16 protein-coding genes are annotated in these 16626 nt (G+C 39.2%); 14 read left to right on the top strand and 2 right to left on the bottom strand.

Annotation, left to right across the window (positions count from 1 at the left end):
• The first annotated feature begins 388 nt into the window (after positions 1 to 388).
• Both ABN236_RS16655 and ABN236_RS16660 read left to right on the top strand, forming a co-directional pair.
• Positions 389 to 2038, top strand: a complete 1650-nt coding sequence (locus tag ABN236_RS16655) for a Na+/H+ antiporter (protein ID WP_088493911.1) — start codon at positions 389 to 391, stop codon at positions 2036 to 2038.
• A 2-nt stretch (positions 2039 to 2040) separates the two neighbouring features.
• The gene (locus tag ABN236_RS16660) at positions 2041 to 2913 is read left to right on the top strand and encodes a carboxylate/amino acid/amine transporter (protein WP_088493910.1); all 873 of its coding nucleotides are present in this window, start codon (positions 2041 to 2043) and stop codon (positions 2911 to 2913) included.
• Here ABN236_RS16660 and metR read toward each other — a convergent pair.
• Positions 2828 to 3781 (bottom strand): HTH-type transcriptional regulator MetR, encoded by a 954-nt coding sequence (gene metR / locus ABN236_RS16665; RefSeq protein WP_075672279.1) that lies wholly within the window; start codon positions 3779 to 3781, stop codon positions 2828 to 2830. The genes ABN236_RS16660 and metR overlap by 86 nt on opposite strands.
• Before the next feature lie 106 nt (positions 3782 to 3887).
• On the opposite strand from metR, the gene metE reads away from it, so the two are divergent.
• Complete coding sequence (metE, locus tag ABN236_RS16670) at positions 3888 to 6161, top strand: 5-methyltetrahydropteroyltriglutamate--homocysteine S-methyltransferase (protein WP_349474442.1); 2274 nt, start codon at positions 3888 to 3890, stop codon at positions 6159 to 6161.
• A 181-nt stretch (positions 6162 to 6342) separates the two neighbouring features.
• Complete coding sequence (locus ABN236_RS16675; RefSeq protein ID WP_088493907.1) at positions 6343 to 7170, top strand: hypothetical protein; 828 nt, start codon at positions 6343 to 6345, stop codon at positions 7168 to 7170.
• A gap of 78 nt (positions 7171 to 7248) precedes the next feature.
• On the opposite strand, the gene ABN236_RS16680 is transcribed toward ABN236_RS16675, so the two are convergent.
• Entirely contained in the window at positions 7249 to 7641 is a 393-nt protein-coding gene (locus tag ABN236_RS16680; protein ID WP_088493906.1) for a YidB family protein, read from the bottom strand.
• 415 nt (positions 7642 to 8056) lie between these two features.
• On the opposite strand from ABN236_RS16680, the gene udp reads away from it, so the two are divergent.
• The 10 genes from udp to tatC all read left to right on the top strand — a co-directional run bounded on the left by udp (position 8057) and on the right by tatC (position 16613).
• On the top strand, positions 8057 to 8815 hold the full coding sequence (gene udp, locus ABN236_RS16685) for a uridine phosphorylase (protein WP_023583501.1): 759 nt from the start codon (positions 8057 to 8059) through the stop codon (positions 8813 to 8815).
• A gap of 148 nt (positions 8816 to 8963) precedes the next feature.
• Entirely contained in the window at positions 8964 to 9746 is a 783-nt protein-coding gene (locus tag ABN236_RS16690; RefSeq protein WP_194951714.1) for a tyrosine-protein phosphatase, read from the top strand.
• A 71-nt stretch (positions 9747 to 9817) separates the two neighbouring features.
• Positions 9818 to 10348: a DedA family protein gene (locus ABN236_RS16695; protein ID WP_088493904.1), complete on the top strand. Its 531-nt coding sequence runs from the start codon at positions 9818 to 9820 to the stop codon at positions 10346 to 10348.
• A 102-nt stretch (positions 10349 to 10450) separates the two neighbouring features.
• Positions 10451 to 11791, top strand: coding sequence for a DNA recombination protein RmuC (gene rmuC, locus ABN236_RS16700; RefSeq protein ID WP_102949417.1), 1341 nt, complete (start codon positions 10451 to 10453; stop codon positions 11789 to 11791).
• 83 nt (positions 11792 to 11874) lie between these two features.
• Positions 11875 to 12630 (top strand): bifunctional demethylmenaquinone methyltransferase/2-methoxy-6-polyprenyl-1,4-benzoquinol methylase UbiE, encoded by a 756-nt coding sequence (ubiE, locus tag ABN236_RS16705; RefSeq protein ID WP_075672293.1) that lies wholly within the window; start codon positions 11875 to 11877, stop codon positions 12628 to 12630.
• 1 nt (position 12631) lies between these two features.
• A complete protein-coding gene (locus tag ABN236_RS16710; RefSeq protein WP_349474443.1) occupies positions 12632 to 13273 on the top strand; it encodes a ubiquinone biosynthesis accessory factor UbiJ in 642 nt (213 codons plus the stop codon).
• The gene (ubiB, locus tag ABN236_RS16715) at positions 13273 to 14910 is read left to right on the top strand and encodes a ubiquinone biosynthesis regulatory protein kinase UbiB (RefSeq protein WP_023583497.1); all 1638 of its coding nucleotides are present in this window, start codon (positions 13273 to 13275) and stop codon (positions 14908 to 14910) included. The genes ABN236_RS16710 and ubiB overlap by 1 nt, the downstream gene beginning before the upstream one ends.
• A 125-nt stretch (positions 14911 to 15035) precedes the next feature.
• Positions 15036 to 15305, top strand: a complete 270-nt coding sequence (gene tatA, locus ABN236_RS16720; protein ID WP_006535549.1) for a twin-arginine translocase TatA/TatE family subunit — start codon at positions 15036 to 15038, stop codon at positions 15303 to 15305.
• Between the two features lie 3 nt (positions 15306 to 15308).
• Positions 15309 to 15824: a Sec-independent protein translocase protein TatB gene (gene tatB, locus ABN236_RS16725; protein ID WP_088493902.1), complete on the top strand. Its 516-nt coding sequence runs from the start codon at positions 15309 to 15311 to the stop codon at positions 15822 to 15824.
• 3 nt (positions 15825 to 15827) lie between these two features.
• Positions 15828 to 16613: a Sec-independent protein translocase subunit TatC gene (gene tatC / locus ABN236_RS16730; protein ID WP_165121748.1), complete on the top strand. Its 786-nt coding sequence runs from the start codon at positions 15828 to 15830 to the stop codon at positions 16611 to 16613.
• Positions 16614 to 16626 lie beyond the last annotated feature (13 nt).

The raw sequence follows: 16626 nt of genomic DNA on the forward strand, positions 1-16626 counted from the left end.
GCTCTCAAATTTAATCGCTATTGTCATTTATCTATTATTTTTTATTTAATTACTTAACGTTTTACGTTTTTATACGGTCTATTACATTGCTTAGACTGAAAAAGAGAAATAAAAACGTATGCTTTCTATAATTAATGCCGTTAATAAATAGAGAGCAATAATTTGCATACAATGTGCGGTGTTAGATACGATTAATCTTAATTTTTAAATATTCTCACAGCGTCTGTGTGGGATCTGTTTAAAATAAGCGTGGATGCATAGATAGAGATAAAGAAAGATATGATGCACAAATTTTACATAATGTGTTTCTTTATCATTCGGTAGGTTTTCCTTATGACAAGGAAAAGATGCTAGGTTTTCAGGATAAAAATAGGCATGTAAGGGTAACATGGAAATTTTCTTTACTATTTTGATTTTAATACTGGTGGTTTCAGTTTCGGGAGTTATCACAAAATTAATTCCCTTTCGTGTTCCGTTACCATTAATACAGATTGTGATAGGGGCTTTATTGGCATGGCCTCAGTTTGGTTTACATGTCACTTTTGATCCTGAATTGTTCCTCGTTCTATTGATCCCACCTTTGCTTTTTGTTGATGGTTGGAAAACACCGACACGAGAATTTATCCAAAATGGGCGTGAGATTTTTATTCTTGTGCTTGTTTTAGTCATGGTGACGGTTGTTGGTATCGGTTATCTGATTTATTGGATGATGCCAAGTATTCCTCTTATTTCTGCATTTGCATTGGCGGCAGTACTTTCGCCAACAGATGCGGTCGCACTCTCGTCCATTGTCGGCAAAGGGCGAATACCTAAGCGAATAATGGGCATTTTAGAGGGTGAAGCATTAATGAATGATGCTTCAGGTCTGGTTGCCTTGAAATTTGCGGTTGCTGTGGCAATGGGCACAATGGTGTTTACTGTTGGTGGTGCAACCCTTGAATTCTTCAAAGTCGCTGTTGGGGGATTACTGGCAGGTATCGGTGTCACCTTGCTTTACAGTAAATCTCTACGATTAATGAGCCGTTGGAGTGGAGACGATCCTGCTACACAAATCGTCTTTATGTTGCTGCTGCCTTTTGCCTCTTATCTTATTGCAGAACATATTGGTTTTTCAGGTATTTTAGCTGCTGTTGCTGCCGGTATGACTATCAGTAAATCAGGCGTTATTCGTAATGCACCGCTTGCGATGCGTTTACGTGCTGATAGCGTGTGGTCAATGCTTGAATTTGTCTTTAACGGACTTGTTTTTATCATGCTTGGCTTACAACTTCCTATTATCTGGACAAGCTCTGTTATTCAAGCAGATCTTGACCCTGAAGTTGAAGTCTGGATGTTGTTTGCAGCCGTCTTCGTTATCTACTTTGCACTGCTGATCCTGCGATTTACATGGTTATGGCTAATGAAGAAAATTAGCCGTATCTTTATGAAAAAGCATCCACTTGATTTTGCTAATTATACAACGCGTGAGTTGTGGTTATCGTCATTTGCTGGTGTTCGTGGTGCTATTACGCTTGCGGGTGCGCTCTCTATTCCACTATTTTTAACCGATGGCAGTACATTCCCAGGGCGTTATCAAATTATCTTTATTGCTGCTGGCGTTATTTTACTGTCGATTTTAGTGGGTATTATTTCTCTTCCTTTCCTATTAAAAGGCGTGAAAGCAACCGACAAAGAAGCTGACAAAAATGAAGTGCGCTATGCACGTAAAGTGATGGCAGAAGTAGCAATTGTCAGCCTGAATAAAATGGAAGAGCGTTTAGCAGCAAGCACTGAAGAGCAGTTAGATGCTGAAGAAATTAATGAAGTGGCTTCTCGTGTAACGGGGTATTTAAGACGGCGCACAGCAAATCAAGATGAAATGGTTCATAACGCGTTAGAAGAAGATCTCGAAAGGCGTTTTCGCTTAACGGCATTACGCGCTGAACGTGGTGAGCTTTACCATCTAAGAGCGACGCGAAAAATCAGTAATGAAACGCTCCAATTATTGCTACATGAATTGGATTTAATGGAAGCATTGTTAGTAGAGAAAGACAGTTAATTATGTGGTTGCTCGTTATTACAACACTGTTATGGGCAGCCTCTTTTAGCCTGATCGGCGAGTATCTCGCGGGTCAGGTTGATAGCTGGCTTTCTGTTCTGATCCGCGTTTCTTTGGCGGCTTTGGTCTTCTTACCTTTCTTACGTTGGAAGGGAATTCGTTTTAAGGTGATTTTGCTTTATATGCTCGTGGGAGCTTGCCAACTCGGTATTATGTATCTGTTTGTCTTCCACGCTTATAACTATTTGACTGTCGCAGAATTTTTACTTTTTACTGTATTAACACCGCTTTATGTCACGTTAATTTATGATTTATTAGAGCGTCAGAAATTACGTTGGGGTTATGCATTTAGCTCATTATTAGCGGTATTAGGTGCGGCAATTATTCGCTATGACCATTTAAGTGATGATTTTTGGTATGGATTATTATTAGTGCAATTGGCTAATATTTTCTTTGCTATCGGTCAGGTGGGTTATAAACGGTTAATGGAAGTACATCCTATTCCTCAACATCATGCATTTTCTTGGTTTTATCTTGGTGCAGTTGCGGTTTCATTGGTTGGTGCATTGTTTTTTGCTGATTGGCAGAAAATGCCAACAACATCGCTACAATGGGGTGTTTTGCTCTGGTTAGGAATTGGCGCTTCTGGAATAGGGTATTTCATGTGGAACTATGGTGCCACACAAGTTGATGCTGGAACCTTAGCTATTATGAATAACATGATGGTTCCAGCAGGGTTATTAGTGAACTTCTCTATTTGGCAACAACATCCAAATTGGCCAAGTTTCATCATAGGCGCGAGCCTGATTGTTGCATCACTTTGGATCCATCGACGCTGGATACGCCGACCTGCTTTACAAAAGGAAGATTGTTAACAGCGTGCTGACCTGATAAGCGAATAAATTCTCGAATTGCCGGTTGATGTTGCTCTCCACTACGGTTAGCGGCATATAACCGGCTCCATAATCCCTCTCCTAATGTTTTTGTAACAACTAATCCCTGTTTTTCAAAATTCTCAACAGCCCAATGAGGTAATGCAGCAATACCCATACCGGCTGCAACCATTTGAATTAATAACAACGTATTATCGACGTGTTTAAAATGTGGAGTGATCCCTGCGGGCTGCAAGAAATGACGCCATACATCAAAGCGCTCTCTTTGTACGGGATAAATAAATAGCGTTTCTGCAATTAAATCTTGTGGCTGAATATGTAAGCGATTAGCCAAAGGGTGGTCTGGCGATAAAACTAATTTCACTTCATAGTCAAATAACGGTGTGTAATGTAAACGAGGATCATCCAAGATATCGGAGGTTAGCACTACATCTAATTCACGCTGTAATAATGCGGGTTGTGGATCGAATGTCACTCCGGAATGAAAATCAACAGTCACTTCAGGCCATGTTTGACGATATTGCTGTAATGCAGGGGTTAACCATTGAATGCAACTATGGCATTCGATAGCAATATTCAAATTCACACTACCCGGCTCATTACACGCTTCAATCGCCCTACGAACGATAGGCAATACTTCTTCTGCTAATTTAACGAGCACTTCCCCTTGTGAAGTAAAGCGCAGTGGTTGGCTTTTACGTACAAAAATTCGATAGCCAAGGCGATGTTCTAATTCACTAAACTGATGTGAAAGAGCCGATTGTGTTTGATGCAGTTGATTTGCTGCGTTAGCAAGAGAGCCTGTGTGCTTCAAGGCTAAGATCGTTTTTAAATGTTTTATTTCTATCATGAGAAACCTTCAGGTTGTTGATGAAAAATTTGCGCTTGTGATTTATACACTACCTGTAGATTATGGATGTGTAAACATCTAGACGGCTAAAAATAGGATTTTAATTATGACAATTCGCAATCACACACTCGGTTTCCCTCGTATTGGCTTAGATAGAGAGCTAAAAAAGGCGCAAGAAAATTATTGGGCAGGCAAGATTTCACAGGAAGAATTGATTGCAGTGGGTAAAGCACTTCGCGCTCGCCATTGGCAACAGCAGGCAGATGCAGGTGTTGAATTATTACCTGTCGGTGATTTTGCTTGGTATGACCAAGTATTAGGTACAAGCCTGCTGCTAGGTAATGTGCCACCTCGTCATCGTAATGAAGATGGCTCACTCGATCTTGATACTCTATTTAGAGTCGCTCGTGGTAGAGCACCAACAGGTAAACCTGCTGCTGCATCTGAAATGACGAAATGGTTTAATACTAACTATCACTATATCGTACCGGAATTTCAGCAAGGTCAGTCATTTACCTTTGCATGGAAAGAGTTGCTAGAAGAAGTCGATGAAGCATTAGCACTGGGTCATAAAGTAAAACCTGTTTTACTCGGTCCTGTGACTTACTTGTGGTTAGGTAAAGTGAAAGGCCCTGAATTTGATAGATTAACGCTGTTAAAAGATATTTTACCTATCTATCAACAAGTCCTTACTGCATTAAAAGAGAAAGGCATTGAATGGGTGCAAATTGATGAGCCTGCATTGGTACTCGATTTACCTGTTGAATGGCAAAATGCGTATCAAACAGCTTATCAAGCATTAACGGGACAAACTCAATTACTGCTGACAACCTATTTTGATGGCATTTCTCATCATCTTGATATTATTAAAAATTTACCTGTTAATGGGCTTCATGTTGACATTTCAGCTGGGCAAGATGATTTGCAACATTTACACCAAGCGTTACCTAAAGACTGGGTACTGTCATTAGGTGCCATTAATGGTCGAAATGTTTGGAAAGCAGATTTAAGCGCACGTTATCAGCAAGTGATTGCGCTAAAAGATAAGCGTCCTTTGTGGATCGGAACATCATGTTCATTACTGCATAGCCCAATTGATTTAAATGCAGAGACGAAACTTGATGATGAAGTAAAAAGCTGGTTTGCTTTTGCTGTTCAGAAATGTGAAGAAGTGGCTTTGTTAGCCAAGGCATTGAATGCACCAGAAGGTGAGTATGATGAACAATTGGCACAGTACAGTGCGCCAATTCGTCAACGTCAGCACTCGACTCGTGTGCATAATGCAACAGTTGAGGCTCGTTTACAGGCAATTGAAGCACAAGATAGTGAAAGAAATTCACCTTATACTCAACGTGCAGAAGTACAACGAGCTCGATTTAATCTGCCATTATGGCCTACGACCACGATTGGCTCATTCCCGCAAACAACAGAAATTCGTACTGTTCGTTTAGATTTTAAGAAAGGGCGTATAGATACGGCAGCTTATCGCACAAATATCAGCGAACATATTAAGCAAGCAATATCAGAACAAGAAAACCTTGGTCTTGATGTATTAGTTCATGGCGAAGCTGAACGTAATGACATGGTGGAATATTTTGGTGAACATTTTGATGGTTATGTGTTTACGCAAAATGGCTGGGTACAAAGTTATGGTTCACGCTGTGTAAAACCACCAGTGATTATCGGTGATATTAGTCGCCCAGCACCGATTACTGTAGATTGGGCAACGTACGCGCAGTCATTAACGGAAAAGCCAGTTAAAGGCATGCTTACAGGTCCTGTGACAATTTTATGTTGGTCGTTCCCTCGTGAAGACGTGACGCGTGAAACAATTGCAAAACAGATTGCGTTAGCACTGCGTGATGAAGTGGATGATTTACAAAAAGCGGGTATTGGTATTATTCAAATTGATGAACCTGCATTGCGTGAAGGATTACCGCTACGTCGTAATGAGTGGCAGGCTTACCTTGATTGGGCTGTCGATGCCTTTAAATTAAGTGCTGCCATTGCTGATGATGAAACACAAATCCACACTCATATGTGTTATTGCGAGTTTAATGACATCATGGATTCTATTGCAGCACTGGATGCAGATGTTATTACTATTGAGACCTCACGTTCAGATATGGAGCTGTTAGAAGCTTTTGAGCACTTTGATTATCCAAATGAAATTGGACCGGGTGTTTATGATATTCACTCACCTAATGTGCCAAATGTGGAATGGATTGTTGGTTTATTAAGAAAGGCGCAATCTCGAATTCCCGCAGAGCGTTTATGGGTGAACCCAGATTGTGGATTGAAAACACGAGGCTGGCCTGAAACACGCGCAGCATTAGCGAATATGGTTGAGGCAGCTAAGTATTTGCGTCAGAGCGTGTAATAAAATAATTAATCATTTATTAGCCTGCTATTTTTGACCTGTTACTTTAGATAAGTCGCGCAGTCAAAATAGCAGGTTAAATTTATATAAAATAAAAAAGAAAGGTATTCATTAAAACTTAGAGTAAATCTTATTATTGATATTCATGATAGTTGCTATACTGCGAAAACTCTCTAATTTTATGGATATAATTATTGTGCAAACTAGCATTAAACTTTCGGATAAAGTATTAGATGCTTTTCCAACTCGACCTTTGAAATTAGTTCCACTAAGAGGAGACGGTGGATTATTTCGCACCTTATTCTTAGTTATTTTCATGCTAGCAATGACGGTATTTAGTGCTTATCAAATTCCCAATATTCTTTATGATTATAAAATCAGTGAGAATGCAGTACCTGTTGACGCTACGGTGAAAGGCTCTTGTCGCTCGCAACTCTTTGTTCTTACTAACTGTAGTGTTGATTTGCGTTATAAAGGCAATGAAGTTTCGCGTAATTTTACTTTTTTAGATTTAGGTCCCAAAGATGTGTTAGTTGAACCCGTCGCTGATGCAAATGATCTAAGTAAAATGACCGTTGATGTGGCGATAGATAATATTTGGCTTCGTTTAATTAGCACTATTATTTTTATCGGCTTATTTGGTTTTAGCGTGATCTTTTTTATTTATCGTCAAATACTGACGAGTAAAGTAAGAAAAGCATTATTATCAGTGGGAACTCAGCCTTTAAAATTAATCGCTATTCCTGCAAAAATGGTTGTGAGTAATAAGCAATTTATTGCCACTTATCATCTTAATTTAGATGGTAAAGATATCCGTATCGCTTATTCAGGAAATAAGAAAACACCTCCTATTGTAATTGAGCAAAATGGAAATACCTACGTATTAGCCGTTTATTCACCACAACAGAATATTCCTTATGCTTTAGATGTCCCTTTAGAGCGTATTCAGGCAACACCTGAAGAGAAACAACGTTTTCATGAAGCGTTGATTGAAGAAGGTTTGCTGTAATCAATTTTGATTATTAAGAACGTGATGCGTTTTCTCTTATGGGATGTAAGGGAAAACGCATTAAAACAGTCTGTTTATTTAGCCGCCAAAAATCTTCGCTTTTAAAATATCCATACCAGCACTGACTAAATCTAAATCTTGAGGTATAACGCCATCCGGCGTGACTTTATCAATTAATTTAGGTAAGTATTGTGCTGCCATTTCAGAAGCTTCTGTCGCATTTAAATTAATTTTTGACGCAAGTTCATTAATAACAGGCGATGAAAAAACCGCTACGATTTGTTCAGCACTGATAGGTAAATTTGTATTGGTACTTATCCAAGATTGAATAAGCTCACTTAAACCCGCTGTATCAAATTGCTTTACTAAGCCTTCAATGCCGCCTTGAGATCCAATCCAGTCAAGGACAGTTTTATATTGATTGATTTTTTCGCCACCAAGTAGGCTCGCAATTTGGTTAAATAAGCTCATGTTTACTCCAGTGACGGTGTGTTTGTCACATTAGGTGTTTATTTTAAGGGCGGGTAGTGTACGCGTTATGTTCGTTATACTTCAAGCTACTCGTCATACTTCAAGCCGTAGCGTTGTTGACTTCTAGCTACATCTTGAATTATTTAGAGTATATGTGCATCAAGGTATTTGTGTCGTCTATACTGATAAATGAAATGTTTATTTTAGTGAATGATTGAAGTAAGCGAATATGGGTGATGTATTCGCTGAAAATGTATTTCGAATGCTGTTTTTCGTGATTATGGTCACAATTTTATGAAATTGTTGCTTTGTTTGGTGCCTTGTAAGTGATGTTTGTCACTAAAAAGGTCTGGAAAACTGATACAGTAACTTTTAATTTAATGATCATTGGTTTTGTCCCATTGAGGAGTCCGATATGTCTGATGTATTTCACTTAGGTTTAACCAAAAATGACCTACAGGGTGCCACTTTAGCAATTGTTCCAGGTGATCCTAAGCGAGTTGAAAAAATTGCAAAATTAATGGATAACCCAGTTCATCTGGCTTCTTTACGTGAATACACGTCATGGCGTGGCGAAATTGATGGCAAGGCTGTCATTGTTTGCTCAACAGGTATCGGTGGTCCATCTACTTCTATCGCTGTTGAAGAATTAGCACAGTTAGGTATCCGTACTTTCTTACGTATTGGTACAACAGGTGCGATTCAAGAGCATATCAATGTAGGTGATATTCTTGTCACCACTGCTGCGGTTCGTTTAGATGGCGCAAGCTTACATTTCGCACCAATGGAATTCCCAGCTGTTTCTGATTTTGAATGTATGAACGCACTGTACAAAGCCGCTAAAGACAATGGCTCAACTGTACACGTAGGGGTTACTGCATCTTCAGATACATTCTATCCAGGACAAGAACGTTACGACACCTATACAGGTCGTGTTGTTCGCCGTTTCAAAGGCTCTATGAAAGAGTGGCAAGAAATGGGCGTAATGAACTATGAAATGGAATCTGCAACATTATTAACAATGTGTGCAAGCCAAGGTTTACGTGCAGGTATGGTTGCGGGTGTTATCGTAAACCGTACTCAACAAGAAATTCCAGATGCGGAATTACTGAAGAAAACTGAAAATAATGCACTAGGTATCGTTATCGAAGCCGCTCGCATTTTAATGAAATAAGTTTTTTTTCATCAAATATGAAAGCCCTTAATACATAAGTATTAAGGGCTTTTTTTGTATGGTAATTCATCAAGTTAATGTGTTAACAGACGCTGATTTCTGTTAAGGTCTTTGAGGTCTTAACAATACAACAATGAGAAGAGGCATTATGACTGATATATTACAAACACATCCTTCGGTGTTGCCTTTAGTCGGCGGAATTAACTTTCGTGATTTAGGCGGTAAAAAATTGAGTAACGGTGGTGTTATTAAACCCGGAATGCTCTTTCGCTCAGGCTCGCTGGATAGATTAACCAATACAGACCAATCTCTTCTCATTGATAAAAATCTTTTTCAAATCATTGATTATCGCGATACTGGCGAAATCGTTGATAAACCAGACCGAGTCTGGGACGGTGCGCAATATTATCATGCACCTGCCAATCCGTTATCCAAAGAAGTCTCTGCCAATCTTGAAAAGCTGACACCTGAAATACTTGAGCAGTTTGATGCTAAAGCCTTTATGTTTCAGTTATATAAATTGTTACCTATTAATAACCCTGCCTATAAACAATTAGCTACGTTATTAAAGCAACCCGAAAAAGGGGGCGTAGTGCAACACTGTGCAGTAGGTAAAGACAGAACAGGTGTTGGCTCAGCTTTAGTATTATTCGCACTCGGTGCATCTTTAGATGTGGTAATGGAAGATTACTTGCTAACCAATGAAACATTAGCGCCTTATCGCGCTTATCTTTTAGAAGAACATGCCAAAACAATGAGTGATAACATTGTTGATAAATTTGCCTATGTTTATTCAGTACAAGAAGAGTTTTTGCAAACGGCATTAGCTAGTATTAATCAGCATTACGGTAATGTGGATACTTGGCTAGAAAAAGATATCGGTTTAGATGCTTCTAGCCGAGATGCCTTACAAAATTATTTTCTAGAGTAATGAAGTGATTTATATTCGGTTAATCAGAATGTTTTATTTCACTTAGGTTAACCGAATTTAAGGTCTCTATTTTGACAGTACAAGACATTATTCATACCATCACCCTCTTTGTAAAAGAGCACGAGATCTGGGCTATTCCGATCGTGTTCTTTCTTGCTTTTGGTGAATCACTCGCGTTTATTTCTTTGCTTATTCCCGCCACGGTTATTTTATTGGGATTAGGTGCCTTAATTGGTGAAAGTGGTCTTTTTTTCTGGCCGATTTGGCTTGCGGCTGCATTAGGTGCTTTCTTTGGTGATTGGATATCGTACTGGGTAGGATTTCACTATAAAGACGGTGTGAAAAATTTGTGGCCAATTTCACGTTCACCACAAACATTGGTTAGAGGCCATCAGTTCTTTAATCGCTGGGGAATTTGGGGCGTGTTTATTGGTCGATTTTTTGGGCCTTTTCGTGCCATTGTCCCGTTAGTTGCGGGTATTTGTGCGATGCCACAACGTTATTTTCAAATTGCTAATTTAACCTCAGCCATGATTTGGGCTTTTGGCATTTTGGCGCCCGGTGCTTTTGGTTTGCAATGGCTTGCGAAATGGATGGGATAACTGCGTCCTTTATCGCAAATCAAGTCATGATGTAAATTGTTGCTAGACAATATTACCTATGCGTTTTAACGTAGCCCGCTGGAAAGTAAAAAGGTCACTTTAGTGGATATTCAGTTGTTATATGGGATCATTGGTTTATTAGGTGGTGTACTTGTTGGAGGCGCGCTGGTTTGGTGGTCTATCCAACAACGTTTATCCGATAAAGAAGCCATGCTACGTGAAAATCACACACAGCTTGCTATCGCTCAAGAAAAAGCGGTAATTATCCCTTCTTTACAACAACATATAGAACAACTAGAGCAAGAATTACGTGCTCAGCGAGAAATTATTACCTCTCAAGAAGCTGAATTAAGAGAAGTGACAACTCGCTGGGAAGAAAGCCGAATATCCGCAGAAGAAAAACAACGATTATTAATAAATAGTGAGCAACGGCTTGCAACGCAGTTTGAGAACTTAGCTAATCGTATTTTCGAACAAAGTGGACGTAAAGCTGAAGAGTTGAATCGCCAAGGATTGACACACTTACTTTCCCCCTTTCGTGAACAGCTCGAAAGCTTTCGGCGACAAGTTCAAGATGGTTTTGGGCAAGAAGCCAGAGAGCGACATACCTTGGTTCATGAAATTCGCCAGCTTCAACAATTGAATGTAAAAATGGCACAAGAAGCCGTTAACTTAACTAATGCCTTGAAAGGGGATAATAAAGTTCAAGGTAACTGGGGCGAGACAGTATTAGCACGTATATTAGAGTCTTCAGGATTACGTGAAGGTCATGAATTTGAAACACAGGTGAGTATTCGACATGAAAATGGTAGTCGCTATCAACCTGATGTAATTGTGCATCTACCTCATGGTAGAGATGTTATTATCGACGCTAAAATGTCGCTGGTGGCATATGAAAAGTATTTTAGTAGTGATAATGATAATGAACGCAAACAAGCGCTTTATGCGCATGTGAACTCAATTAAAGCGCATATTAAAGGATTGAGTGTAAAAGATTATCATAAACTACCGGGTGTAACGTCTTTAGACTATGTTTTAATGTTTATACCTATTGAGCCCGCTTATCTTGTTGCAATTGGTCATTCTCCAGACTTGCTAGAAGAAGCATTGAAAAACAATATTATGTTAGTTGGGCCATCTACTTTACTTGTTGCTTTGCGTACAATAGCCGCATTATGGCGTTATGAATATCAAAGCCAAAATGCGCAAGAAATTGCAGACAGAGCGGCTAAAATGTATGACAAATTAAGACTTTTCGTTGATGATATGCAAGGGCTAGGAAACAGTATTCAAAAAGCGCAGTCTGGCTATCTATTAGCGATGAAAAAACTCTCTGAAGGTCGTGGAAATCTAATCAGTCAAGCGGAAGGCTTTAAATCCTTAGGGGTTGAGATAAAAAAAACGATTGATAATGATCTCATTGAAAAATCAGCATCTGATTGATTTGATAAAATAAAGAGATAACGATTTCTGAGAACGACCAGTACTGAATTTACTAAATTTTGATTAATTAGCGGGCAAATAATATGACTCAACAAACTAAGGAAACAACTGATTTTGGTTTCCAAACCGTTGACAAAGATGATAAACAAACCATGGTTGCAAGGGTTTTTCACTCTGTCGCGTCTAAGTATGATTTAATGAATGACTTGATGTCTTTCGGTGTTCACCGCATTTGGAAACGTTATACCATTGAAGCAAGTGGTGTTAGACGTAACCAACGTGTTCTTGACCTTGCTGGTGGTACTGGTGATTTAACGGCTAAATTCTCTCGTCTTGTGGGTGAAAATGGGGAAGTTGTTTTAGCTGATATCAATGACTCAATGCTGAAAATGGGACGTGAAAAGCTACGCGATCACGGTATTGTGGGTAATGTTAACTATGTACAGGCAAATGCTGAAGAGTTACCGTTCCCAGATAACCATTTTGACTGCATCACTATCTCCTTTGGCTTACGTAATGTGACAGATAAAGCAAAAGCGTTACGTTCTATGTTCCGTGTATTAAAGCCAGGTGGACGTCTGCTGGTGCTAGAATTCTCTAAACCTGTTCTTGATCCTTTAAGCAAGATTTATGATGCTTACTCTTTCCATATCCTACCAAAAATTGGTCAAGTGATTGTTAATGATGCTGAAAGCTACCGTTATTTAACGGAGTCAATTCGTATGCATCCAGACCAAGAAACACTAAAAGGTATGATGGAAGAAGCTGGATTTGATCAAGTTACCTATACCAATATGACTGGAGGTATAGTTGCATTACACAAAGGATTTAAATTCTGAGATGGAAAAAGCCACTTTTTCTCATGATATTGCTTCTCAAGTACTGTATCCGCTGCTAACAGCATCAATGGAGACAGCACTTAATCACGTTTTATATCAGGAAAATGTGCTTAAACCTGCCCGCAATCGCCTTGCGGGCAAAGTGTTGGCGCTTTCTATCAATGAGTTTCCTCGTTCCATCTACTTAGTCTTTAGTGAACAACAAGTTGATGTATTAAGTCAGTGGGATGATGAAACTGATTGTTTGATAAAAACAAAATTATTAACTCTAATTAAGCTTCGTGACCGTCAAAAAATGTCAGAACTAATTAACTGTGGCGATATCACTATCGATGGTGATATGCAGGTTGTTCAAAATTGGTCTGCATTATTAGATATGGCGCAGTGGGAGCCCGCGCAATATTTAGCACCTTATATCGGTGATATTGCAGCGCAAAGCCTGACTGTTGTTGCAGGAAAGGGTGTTCAGTTATTTTCTTCACTCTTAAGTCACCAAAAAGATTATTTACGTGACGCATTAATTGAAGAGTGGAAAACTGCACCTAGTGCATTAGAAACAGTCCATTTTTATGATGAAATAGAAGAACTTGCACAGCAAACAGCCGAGCTGGAAAAACGGTTAGGCACATTGGAGAAAAAATAATGCTCCTTAGTGAGTTAAAGCGCCTCTATCATATTATTCAGGTATTTTTATCTTATGGGCTTGATGAGTTAATTCCTAAACACCGAATTACTTTACCTGCAAGATTAGGATGCCGAGCACTATTTTGGATCAAAAATAAACATCCAGAAAAACCATTAGGTGAACGCTTACGACTCGCATTGCAAACATTAGGCCCTGTTTGGATTAAATTAGGTCAAATGTTATCAACTCGACGTGATCTTTTCCCTCCTCAAATCGCTGACCAGCTTGCTTTATTGCAAGACAAAGTCGCTCCTTTTGATGGTAAGAAAGCACGACAATATATCGAAAACTCATTTGGTGGCCCTATTGACCAATGGTTTGATGATTTTGATGAAACCCCACTAGCTTCCGCTTCTATTGCACAGGTTCACACTGCAAAATTAAAAGAAAACGGCAAAGAAGTGGTACTAAAGGTTATTCGTCCTGATATTCAGCCTGTTATCAAAGCGGATATCCGTTTGATGTATCGCTTGGCAAATTTATTACCGTTTTTACCTGATGGTCGTCGTTTACGACCAAAAGAGGTGATCCGCGAATATGAAAAAACATTACTCGATGAGCTAAATTTACTGCGTGAAGCGGCTAATGCTATTCAATTACGTCGTAATTTTGAAAATAGCTCTATGTTGTATATTCCTGAAGTGTATTCAGATTATTGTCATGAAAACGTGATGGTAATGGAGCGTATTTATGGTATTCCCGTTTCTGATATTGAAGCGTTGAATGCACAAAAGACGAATATGAAGCTTCTTGCAGAGCGTGGCGTAAAAGTCTTTTTCACTCAGGTGTTTAGAGACAGTTTTTTCCATGCTGATATGCATCCTGGTAATGTGTTTATTAGCTATGATCACCCTGAAAATCCATATTATATCGGTATTGATTGCGGGATCGTTGGGTCATTAAATAAAGAAGATAAACGCTATTTAGCTGAAAACTTCTTAGCCTTCTTTAACCGTGATTACCGAAAAGTTGCAGAATTACATGTTGATTCAGGCTGGGTGCCAGCGGATACCAATGTAGAAGATTTTGAATTTGCGATCCGTACTGTGTGTGAACCGATTTTTGAAAAGCCACTTTCCGAGATCTCATTTGGACATGTGTTACTTAATCTTTTCAATACAGCACGCCGCTTCAATATGGAAGTACAACCGCAGTTAGTTTTACTTCAAAAAACATTGCTTTATGTTGAAGGGCTTGGTCGCCAGCTATATCCACAATTGGATTTATGGAAAACGGCAAAACCTTTCTTAGAAGATTGGTTACATAGCCAGATTGGTATCACGGCACTAGTGAATGGTATAAAAAGCAAAGCGCCTTACTGGATTGAAAAAATGCCAGAGATACCAGAGTTGGTTTATGATAGTCTGAAGCAACATAAAAATATGAAGTTAACGCTAGACAAATTGACGGAACAAATAAGTTCGCAAAGAGTCAAACAGAGACAGTCTCTATTTTTATTGGGTATAGGTACAACACTGTTTTTATGCGGTAGCCTGTTTTTTGTTTCTGGTTTTAAAACATTATTCAGTGTTTTTATCAGTTTAGGCCTTCTTGCATGGATTTTGGGTTGGTTTAGATCTGGTAATGCACAATAAAAACACATCAAAGTTTGTCTTTGAGCAAGTTAAAAGATGAATTCGAGATTCCCGAAAATTGAATTCGTTGTATATAATGGGCACTGTTATTAAGTATAACCCCGAAAATAGTTGAGGAACATAAAATGGGCGGTATTAGCATTTGGCAATTACTCATCATCGCTGTCATCGTTGTCTTATTATTTGGTACAAATAAACTGCGCACATTGGGCTCAGATTTAGGTGCATCAGTAAAAGGCTTTAAAAAAGCGATTGGTGACGAAGCTGCAGATAAAGACACCAACAACGCTGAAAAAACAAATAACGACGCAGATTTTGATACTAAAAATTTAGCGCAGAAGACTTCAACAGAAGAGAAGTCTACAACTGAGAGCAAAAACAAAGAGCAGGTGTAAACCGTGTTTGACATTGGTTTTAGTCAGCTGCTATTGGTCATGGTGATTGGTCTTGTTTTTCTGGGGCCAGAACGTTTGCCCGTAGCAGTAAAAACAATTGCTGGCTGGGTAAGGGCGTTACGCTCTTTGGCTGCGAATGTGCAAAATGAACTGACTCAAGAACTAAAACTTCAAGAACTCCAAGAGAGCTTGAAAAAAGTTGAAGAGAAAGCAAATTTGCAAACGCTATCGCCAGAGCTGAAAGCGTCTATGGATGAGTTAAAAGAGGCTGCACAGTCTTTAAAACAAACTTATCAAGCACCTACAACGCCAGACTCCACGAAAGAGCAGTCTGTAAAAACCGACTCTACGGAACCTTCACCTTCTGATTTAGCCGCACTTGCTGAAGCTGATGAAGTTAATGATGATGCTAATCGCCATAAACCTGTGGCAGAAAGTGTTACAAAAACAGAAGTTCCTGTTACTCAACCAGTAACAATAGAGAAAAAAACAACTGATCAGGTCAATGGTGAGCATTAAAACATGGCAGTAAATGATACCCAACCGCTGATCAGCCATTTAATAGAACTACGCAAGCGTTTGATGTATAGCTTAGTGTCAGTTCTGGTGGTTTTTTTAGCGCTGGTTTATTTTTCTAACGATATCTATCAATTAGTCTCGGCTCCATTACTCGAAAAGTTGCCAAAAGGGTCAAATATGAGTGCGACGGATGTTGCCTCTACATTTTTGACACCGATTAAATTGACAATCATGGTATCCGTTTTTGCTTCTGTGCCTGTTATTCTTTATCAGGTATGGGCTTTTATCGCACCAGCATTGTATAAACACGAACGCCGCTTAATGCTACCATTACTTGTTTCAAGTACAGTATTATTCTATCTCGGTATGGCGTTTGCTTATTTTGTTGTGTTCCCTCTCGCGTTTGGCTTCTTTGTTAATACAACCCCTGAAGGGGTTAACTTTATTCCAGATATCAGTAAATATCTAAGTTTTGTAATGACGCTATTTATGGCGTTTGGTGCAGCTTTTGAAGTACCTATTGCGATTATTTTACTGTGCTGGAGTGGTGTAACAACACCTGATGCCTTAAAGAAAAAACGTCCTTATATTCTTGTGGGTGCCTTTGTCGTTGGTATGGTATTAACCCCACCAGATGTTTTCTCTCAAACCTTACTAGCAATACCTATGTACTTACTGTTTGAAATCGGTGTCATGGTATCGCGCTTTTATGTAGGCAAGGGAAGAAGAGCATCTGAAGAAGAACCTGAGGAAGCAGAGGCGGAAGCTGAAGCAGAACAGCAAAAATAATTTTAGAAACGAT

Origin of the sequence: Proteus sp. fly-1013 (assembly GCF_040140245.1) — a bacterium.
In the GTDB taxonomy this organism is placed as follows: Bacteria; Pseudomonadota; Gammaproteobacteria; order Enterobacterales; family Enterobacteriaceae; genus Proteus; species Proteus mirabilis_B.